This is a genomic window from Streptomyces atriruber (assembly GCF_001418325.1).
Lineage (GTDB): Bacteria > Actinomycetota > Actinomycetes > Streptomycetales > Streptomycetaceae > Streptomyces > Streptomyces atriruber.
Map to the genome: position 1 here is coordinate 1 of NZ_LIPN01000417.1, position 6,753 is coordinate 6,753.

Consider the following 6,753-nt stretch of genomic DNA (forward strand, 5'->3'; position numbering starts at 1 on the left):
GCGGCGGGGCGGTGTGGGCACGTGCGGGGCACCTCCGCGAGACGGGCCGTGGCCCGGTTGGGGACGAGCCGGATAACCCAAGAAACGTAAGGCCATACGAAATGCGGCCCGGGGTAGCGACCCGGACGGCGCGCACCCGTGTCCCCCATTCGCGGTAACGTGACGCGTGATGAACGCGAAGTCTGAGGTGCAGCCTCCAGCCGTATCCGTGATCATGCCCGTCCTCAACGAGGAGCGGCATCTGCGCGAGGCCGTGCACGCGATCCTGCAGCAGGAGTACGCGGGCGAGATGGAGGTCGTCGTCGCGCTCGGCCCCTCCACCGACCGCACGGACGAGATCGCCGCCGAGCTGGTCCGCGAGACCGAATCGAACGCCTGGGGGCGGGTGCACACGGTCCCCAATCCGACCGGGCGCACGCCCGCGGCGCTCAACGCCGCGATCAAGGCGTCACGTCACCCGATCGTGGTGCGCGTCGACGGCCACGCGGCGCTCTCGCCGGGTTACATCACGACGGCCGTCCGCCTCCTGGAGGAGACCGGCGCGATGAACGTCGGCGGCATCATGCACGCCGAGGGGCAGAACGACTGGGAGCACGCGGTCGCCGCCGCCATGACGTCGAAGATCGGCGTGGGCAACGCCGCCTTCCACACCGGCGGCGACGCCCAGCAGGCCGAGACGGTCTACCTGGGCGTGTTCCGCCGCGAGGCCCTGGAGCAGCAGGGCGGTTACAACGAGGAGTTCATCCGCGCCCAGGACTGGGAGCTGAACTTCCGCATCCGCGAGGCCGGCGGCATGATCTGGTTCTCGCCCGAGCTGAAGGTCTCGTACCGCCCGCGGCCGAGCGTGCAGGCGCTCGCCAAGCAGTACAAGGACTACGGCAGGTGGCGCCACGTCGTCGCCCGCTACCACGAAGGCTCCATCAACCTCCGCTACCTCGCGCCGCCGACCGCGGTCTGCGCGATCGCCGCGGGCATCGTGGTGGGCGCGGCCCTCACGCCGTGGGGCTTCGTGATCCCCGGCGGCTACCTCGCGGCCATCGCCGCCGGATCCGTCCCCGCGGGCAAGGGCCTGCCGCTGAAGGCGCGCCTGCAGATCCCGGTGGCGCTCGCGACCATGCACATGTCGTGGGGCTGGGGCTTCCTCACCAGCCCGCGCTCGCTGGCCAAGAGGGTCATCGCCTCGCGCCGCCCGGCCGTCCTCGGGGAGACCCAGGAGGCCTGAGGGCCAGGAGACCCGAGAGGTCCAGGAGGCCCGAGAGGCCGTCACACGTCAGAAGAGGGCCCCGGCAGTGCGCCGGGGCCCCTCTGCGTCCTGGGTGGCTACCAGGTGAAGTTCGGGTCCACCTTCATGCACGCCTTCTTGTCGGACCCGCTGAGCGCATCCGCGGAATCCGGTGTCCTGTCGTCCTTCTTCTTCCCCTTGGGCGGGGTGTCGCCCTCGCGCCAGTCGGCGCCGACGACCAGCGTCACCCCCGACACGTCCGTCGACTTCTTCGCCGCGCTCAGCGGCAGCCCGAGGGACTTGGCGACCCGCTGGGCATCGCCCTCCAGGTCCGCGCTTGGATAGCGGACGACCGTCTTCTCCTCGGCCAGCGCCGTCGTCGTGTCCGGCGTCGCCTTCGTGAAGCCCTTGCCCGCCATGAGCTGGGCCACCGCGGTCGCCCGGCCGCCGGCCGGGGGCTCCACGTCGCTGCGCGTGCCGTTCTGGACCTGCACCGCGATCTCGTCGTCCGCGGCCGCCGGGTCGTCCGACACCTTCTCCTCGGCGGGCTTCTTCTTGCCCTTGCCGTCCAGCGGGATGTCGTCGCGGACCAGCCGGAAGAGCTGCTCCGCGTCCTCGGGCTTGGGGACGACGCGTGCGCCCGCGTACTCGAACGGCATGGTGGTCATCGTCGTCCGGCTCGGCGCGACCTTCTTGAGCTCGTTGCCCAGGTCGTACAGCTTCTTGGGGCTGCCGAGGCCGTCGTCGACCGTGAGCGCGTTCGTCGCCTCCTCGGCGAGCTTGCGCAGCTGGTTGGGGCTGGTCAGGCCGGTGTTCTCGCGGAGCTTGCGGACCAGCGCGTTCATGTACATGTGCTGGGCCTTGGCGCGGGAGATGTCGGTGCCGCCCTCGAAGCCGTAGCGGGTGCGCAGCCACTGCAGGGCCTGCTCGCCCTTGATCTCCGTGGTGCCCTTCTTCAGCTTCAGGCCCGAGCCCTTGCCCTCGCTGGTGCGCGAGTGGATGTTCTTGTCCACGCAGACGGGCACGCCGCCGATGGCGTCCGCCATGGAGACCACACCCGAGAAGTCGACCATCATGAAGTGGTTGATGTGGATGTTGGTGAGCTTCTCCCAGGTGGCCACCGTGCAGCCGGGGCCACCGCGGCCCAGCGACTCGTTCGTCATGTACTTCGGGCCGGTCTCCGCATAGACCTTGCCGTCGTCCGGATCGGTGCACTTGGGGATCTGCAGCAGGGTGTCGCGGGGCATGCTGACGACCGACATGTTGGAGCGGTCGGCCGAGACGTGCAGCAGCATCTGGACGTCCGCAAGCGGCGGTGAGCCGAACGTGTCCTTGGCGCCGCCGAGCTTCTGGTTCTCCTTGGAGTCCCGTGCGTCCGACCCGATGAGGAGGATGTTCAGCGGCGTCTGGCCCGCGGCGTTCGGCGTGGGCTCGGGGGCCCGGTGCTCGCCGAGGTTCAGGTCGTCCGTCTCGAGGTTGCCCTTGAGGTGCTGGTAGTAGAGGTATCCGGCGCCTGCAGTGCCGAGTATCAGGACCGACAGGACCGTCGCCGACCAGCGCAGGACACGGCGCTTCCGGCGCGGCGGACGTGCACCCCCGCCCGCGCCGCGCCGGTGTCTGGCACTGCCCTCCGGGGGATCGTCACCGCTGTCCGCGGACTTCCCCGGGCGCGCGCCGCCGTGCCGCGGGCCGTCCTGCGTGCCCACGGACGACCCGCCCTGCGTGCCCTCGTCCCAGCCGTGATCACTTGCGTGCGGAGCGCGTTGTCGCGCCCCCTCCTTACGCACGCTGTTCTGCCTCATCCCCAGCCCCTCCCCGCCCCATTCGTGAACTGCGGTCGCCCTGCGGCGCCTTGGCGCATTGTTAGACGCAGAACGACCGCTTCAGGTCACTTGGCGCACATAACCTTGTCCGCCTCGACCTTCTTGATGTCCTTCGGTGCCTTCGACGATGCATCAATGGGCACCCCCGCGCCCTTGAAGTCTCCGCCGAGCGTCAGCTTCATGGCCGGGAGGCCCTGTGCGTTCTTCTCGCTCTTGCCAGGCTTCAGGGCGGCGCCGGACAGACCCATGATGTCGGCGAGCCGACGGGCCTGGTCCGCCTGGTCAGGCGCGTACTCGAGCGTCGTCTTCTTGATGTCCGAGGGCGCGTTGCCCAGTTGGCTGGACTTGAGCACGCCCTCATTGTTCTGCAGCCACGTGAGAGTTGTCTGAGCGGCGCCCGTCTTCCCGCTGCCGTTGTAGATGTCGACGCGCACCTCGGAGGGGTCGGCCTTGGGGCCCTTGAGCCGGGCGGCCACCTCGGCCTTCTCCGCCTTCTCCTTCTTCTTCACCACGGTCAGGGACTCGTCGGCGCGCATCATCGCGAACAACTGCTCGGCCTTGGTCGGGTCCGGCACGACCGTGGTGTGGACCTTCTCGGCGGGGTTGTCGATGACCGGCACCGTGGCGAAGCTCAGGTTCTTCATGTCGAGCTTCCCGAGCTCCATGCCGAGGTCCTTGAGCTTCATTATGTCGGCGATCTTGGAGTCGACGGTGAGGGCCTTGGTGCCGGACTCCGCGAGGCTGATCATCTTCTTGGGGCTGGAGAGGGTGTCGTTCGACTTCAGCTTGCGCATCAGCGCGCTGAGGAACTGCTGCTGCAGCTCGATGCGGCTCAAGTCGCCGCCGGTGCCCACGGAGTGGCGCGTGCGGACGAACGCCAGCGCGTCCTCGCCCTCGATGGTGTGCTTGCCCTTGGGCAGCTTCAGGTGCGACTTGGGGTCGTCGATGTCCTTGGCGAGACAGACGTCCACACCGCCGACCGCGCTGGAGAGCGTCTTCACCGCGTTGAAGTCGGCCACCATGAAGTGGTCGGGCGTGATGCCGGTGATCTTGGTGACCGTGCGCATGGTGCAGCTGGGCGTGCGGTCGTACTGACCGAGGCTCTCGTTGAACCGCACGTTCTGCGTGCCGGGAATGTTCTTCGTGCTGCCGTCGTCCTGCTTGGTCGGGCAGTCCGGAATGTCGATGATCATGTCGCGCGGGATGCTCAACGCGGTCGCGTTCGTACGGTCCTTGGAGACGTGCAGCAGGATCGTCGTGTCCGCGTGACCGACGCTGCCCTCGTCGCCGTAGCCCTTGTTGCCGCTGCCGCTGCGCTTGTCGGTGCCCATCACCAGGATGTTGATGGCCCGGTCCTTGCTGAAGCCACCGGTGCTCGCGCCGTCATCGTCTATCGACGTGATGTTGTCGTTGAGGTGCTGGTAGTAGAGATAGCCGCCGGCGCAGCCCGCGACGAGCAGGAAGGCGAGCGAGCCGCCCGTCCAGATCATCGCCTTCTTGCCCTTGGACTTGCCCTTGCCCTTGGACTTCCGGGAATTCTGTTTGCGTCGGCCACCGGAGCCGGGCTCCGGCTCCTTCACGCGTCGCCTGCGCTGCCCCGGCACCTCGCGGCGCTCGTCGCGCTCGTCCGGGCGGGAGCGTTCACGGCCCGGTGCGGAGCGGCCGCGGCCGCCCGTACGGGATGACGATCCACGGGGTCCTGGCACCGACGACTGCCCTGCGGAGGGGCTCAGTCGCAGTTCGTAATCGCCGGTATCCGGGTTGAGAACCCACTGGTCTGCGGGGTCGATGTTCTCCGCCCGCCCACGGCCTTGCGCGTCCACGGTTGTTTGCGTCCTCCGTCGGGGCCACGCGGCGCCTTTCCCCCCTCAAGAAGGCGCTCGGTCAGTCGTTCCATCGGTGCATGGCCGAGAGGGCCTTGGCGCACCGGATCGCTCACACTATCCGCCCAGTTCAGCGCCGAACGACGCCGGTGACAAATTCCACTCCCCTACAACTGGGCAATCCGCCCTATTTCTTTGTGGGGCGAGCCCTTCCCTTGGGCAGCGTTTTACTCGCAGCTCGATCCTGCGGCCGTGTTGCCCCGGAATGTCGGCGCGGGTGACGGCGTATGTGAAGGGTCGTCCGGCTTCTCGTCGCTCCAGTCCTCGTCGGAGTCGTCGTACTCCTCCTCGTAGGAGGACTCCTCTCCCTCCGACTCCGCCGACTGGTCCGAGGGGTCCCGCCCTGCCTGTTCCGCGGGTTTCCGCGGGGTCACGGCCACCGGGGTGTCCGTGCGCAGCCGCGTGAAGAGCCGCTCCGCCGCGGGCTCGACGAGCTCGTCGCGATTGGCGTCGTACGTGTACGACTGCCGGGGCACGGTGAGGAACTGCACCCGTTCTGTGGGGATATTGCGCATGCCGCGCACCAGTTCGTACAAACCCCGCAGGCTCGCCAGTCCCGGGTCGGTCGTGAGCGAAGAAGTCGCCGCGTCGAGAACGGGATAGAGCTTCGTCGGATTCAGCAGGACGTCATTGCTCTGCACCTTGTTGACGAGGGCGCCGAGGAACTCCTGCTGGCGGTCCATCCGGTCGGTGTCGCTGCCATTGCCGAGGCTCTTGCGGGCCCGCACAAAACCCAGCGCCTGTTCGCCGTTGAGGGTCCGCAGCCCCGGCGCGAGCTTCACGTGCGCGTCGGGGTCGTCGATCGGCGCCCGGAGGCAGACCTGCACGCCGTCGACCGCGTCGACCATGTCCTTGAACCCCGCGAAGTCCACGACCATGTGGTGGTCGACGCGGATGTTCGTGAGCTTCTCGACGGTACGGACCGTGCAGGCCGTCCCGCCGAACTCGTAGGCCCAGTTGAACTGCGCGAACTGGGCCTCGGTCCGGGAGCCGTCCGGCTTGCGGCAGCCGGGGATGTCCACCATCAGGTCGCGCGGGATCGACACGGCGGTCGCGCTCTGCCGGTCGGCCGCCAGGTGCAGCAGGATCGTGGTGTCCGAGCGCTGGGTGCCGGGATCCCTGCCGTACTTGCGGTTGCCCTTGCCCGCGCGGGTGTCGGAGCCGAGCAGCAGGATGTTCTGCGCGTCGTGCACCAGCGGCGTCGGGCGCTCCTTCTCGTAGCGCGCCAGCTCGGCGGCCGCGTCGGTGTCCTTGGTGATGTTCCCGTTGAGCTTCTGGTACGCCGCCCACCCCACGCCTCCCGCGCCGAGCACGAGGACGGCGACGCCGATGGCGGTGTAGCGCAGCCAGCGGCGTCTGCGGCGGACGGCACCCGCGCCGGAGGGGCTCGCGCCCGCCCCGGGTCCGTACGTGGCCTTCGGCTCAGGCGCGGCGCCTTCCGGCCCGGAGGGCGTGCCTGCGTTCTCGGTCACGTGTGCGTCCACCCCTCATGGCTGCGTCGGTGCATGGTGCGTCCACTACGACCATGGCCCGACAAGCCACCGGCGGCCTCTGGACCAGCACCCGCACTGCGCCGAACGGGGTACGCAGAACCCCGCCCCGCGGCGTTCAGGGGGCGCGAGGAACGGCGCGACCAGCCACAGCGCACCTGCAGACGCACGCTTTCCGGGGCGGCGATCCGGGGGCGGCGATTCAGGGGCGCGGGGAACTGCGCAAGACGTCCAGCCACAGTGCACCCGCAGACGCACGCTTTCAGGGGCGGCGATCCGGGGCGGCGATTCAGGGGCGCGGGGAACTGCGCAAAACGTCCAGCCGCAGGGCACCT

4 protein-coding genes are annotated in these 6,753 nt (G+C 69.0%); 1 reads left to right on the forward strand and 3 read right to left on the reverse strand.

What is annotated here, in order from left to right; all coding sequences use genetic code 11:
* Positions 1-169: 169 nt before the first annotated feature.
* On the forward strand, positions 170-1,222 hold the full coding sequence (locus AOK03_RS34300) for a glycosyltransferase family 2 protein (RefSeq protein ID WP_055569289.1): 1,053 nt from the start codon (positions 170-172) through the stop codon (positions 1,220-1,222).
* A gap of 98 nt (positions 1,223-1,320) precedes the next feature.
* Here the strand turns inward: AOK03_RS34300 and AOK03_RS34305 are convergent, their stop codons facing one another.
* The 3 genes from AOK03_RS34305 to AOK03_RS34315 all read right to left on the reverse strand — a co-directional run bounded on the left by AOK03_RS34305 (position 1,321) and on the right by AOK03_RS34315 (position 6,400).
* Positions 1,321-3,024: an LCP family protein gene (locus AOK03_RS34305; RefSeq protein WP_079075138.1), complete on the reverse strand. Its 1,704-nt coding sequence runs from the start codon at positions 3,022-3,024 to the stop codon at positions 1,321-1,323.
* An 86-nt stretch (positions 3,025-3,110) separates the two neighbouring features.
* Positions 3,111-4,868, reverse strand: a complete 1,758-nt coding sequence (locus AOK03_RS34310) for an LCP family protein (protein ID WP_079075139.1) — start codon at positions 4,866-4,868, stop codon at positions 3,111-3,113.
* 227 nt (positions 4,869-5,095) lie between these two features.
* Positions 5,096-6,400: an LCP family protein gene (locus tag AOK03_RS34315; RefSeq protein WP_055569292.1), complete on the reverse strand. Its 1,305-nt coding sequence runs from the start codon at positions 6,398-6,400 to the stop codon at positions 5,096-5,098.
* Positions 6,401-6,753: the final 353 nt, after the last annotated feature.

Bases quoted from the DNA above. Each gene is read 5' to 3' on its own strand.
- AOK03_RS34300 (WP_055569289.1), top strand. From the start codon at position 170: ATGAACGCGAAGTCTGAGGTGCAGCCTCCAGCCGTATCCGTGATCATG.
- AOK03_RS34305 (WP_079075138.1), bottom strand. From the start codon at position 3,024: ATGAGGCAGAACAGCGTGCGTAAGGAGGGGGCGCGACAACGCGCTCCG.